Here is a 1,582-nt window from a genome sequence, read left to right as displayed (position 1 = left end):
TAAAAAACCGCCTCCCCGGCACTCCGCGGCCCATTTGGCTAGAAACACTACGTACTACACTTACATTTCTGGACAGTGGTCGCTGGCTTTTTGGAGGCTAAGTCCCCGTCAAAAAACTTGACCCAGGGGAAGCTGCGGACCCGTTAGTGGTGGCGCTTTCATGACCCCGTTTAGGAATGTGATTTGATCCGAGTCCCCGTCCAGTCCTGCCCTTGACTGGAGGTGCGTATGAAAAAGTCTGACTTAAAAAGCAGAGGGTTACCGGTAATTAATACTCGAGCGGCCGGCATTGATATCGGCTCACGCTTTCATGTTGTCGCCGTTCCAGCTGATCGCGCGCGAGATCCGATTCAAACCTTTAATACCTTCACCGCTGATCTTGAGCGGATGGCTAATTGGCTGGTGAGTCTCGGCATCTCGACAGTCGCCATGGAGTCGACCGGCGTTTATTGGATTCCGGTTTACGAGATACTCGAAACGCACGGACTTCATGTAGTACTTGCTAATGCCCGAGATGCTCGCGCAGTGCCAGGGCGTAAAACCGACGTGAATGATGCGCAGTGGATTCAACGACTCCATTCCTGCGGATTGCTTCGAGCTAGCTTCCGTCCAGATCGCGAAATCTCGGCTTTACGCAGCTATTTAAGATTACGAGAGCGCCACCTTGACTACGCGGCCGCACATATTCAGCACATGCAAAAAGCGCTCACCCATATGAATCTGCAACTGCACCATGTCGTGGCGGATGTCACCGGAGTGACCGGCATGCGAATAATTCGGGCCATAGTGGCCGGTGAGCGAAGCCCGTCAGTATTGGCTGCCATGAGCGATACCCGCTGCAAAGCGGGTATCGATGTCATTGAGGCTGCGCTAGTCGGTAATTATCAGCCGGAGCACATATTTGCCCTGTCACAAGCACTGACAATGTATGATGCGTACCAAGCGCAGCTCCTCATCTGCGATCAGCAAATTGCACAAGTGCTCATCAAGCTTTCACAGGAAAAGTTGCGTCCGTCAGAACCATTGCCTAAACCGCGTCATAAAACCCGGCAACCGAATGCACTTAACTTCGATGTTCGCACGTTGCTCTATCAACTGGTCGGCGTAGACCTCACGCAAATACATGGCATTGGCCCCTTTCTGGCACTGCGGCTGGTCGCCGAATGCGGTACAGATCTGAGCCGATGGCGCACTTGTCATCATTTTACTTCGTGGTTGACGCTTGCGCCGGGATGTAGGATCAGCGGCGGTAAGGTGCTTTCCGCTCATACTCGGAAAACCAAGAATCGAGTTACTGCCCACCTGCGCTTGGCTGCTGTCACAGTAGGGAGAACGAGTACTGCGCTTGGGGCCTTCTATAGACGCCTTGCAGCTCGAATCGGAAAAGCCAAAGCAGTCACCGCGACCGCCCGAAAAATTGCGATTCTGTTCTACAACGCGATGCGTTTCGGTATGAGCTATCAAGACCCCGGAGCAGACCAGTATGAACAGAGATATCGGGAGCGGGTCGTAAAGGGTCTACATCGCCGTGCTGCCGAATTTGGTTTCACTCTTCAGCCAACGGAGGGTGTTTCTTAGGAAG

Annotated in this window: 1 protein-coding gene; it reads left to right on the top strand. The window is 53.2% G+C overall.

The window, feature by feature from the left end; genetic code table 11:
- Window positions 1-228: 228 nt before the first annotated feature.
- Window positions 229-1,578: an IS110 family RNA-guided transposase gene (locus tag AWM79_RS21175; RefSeq protein WP_017133934.1), complete on the top strand. Its 1,350-nt coding sequence runs from the start codon at window positions 229-231 to the stop codon at window positions 1,576-1,578.
- The last annotated feature ends 4 nt before the right edge of the window (window positions 1,579-1,582 follow it).

Origin of the sequence: Pseudomonas agarici, from assembly GCF_001543125.1 — a bacterium.
GTDB classification, from domain to species: domain Bacteria; phylum Pseudomonadota; class Gammaproteobacteria; order Pseudomonadales; family Pseudomonadaceae; genus Aquipseudomonas; species Aquipseudomonas agarici.
This window is presented reverse-complemented; position numbering and strand designations above follow the sequence as displayed.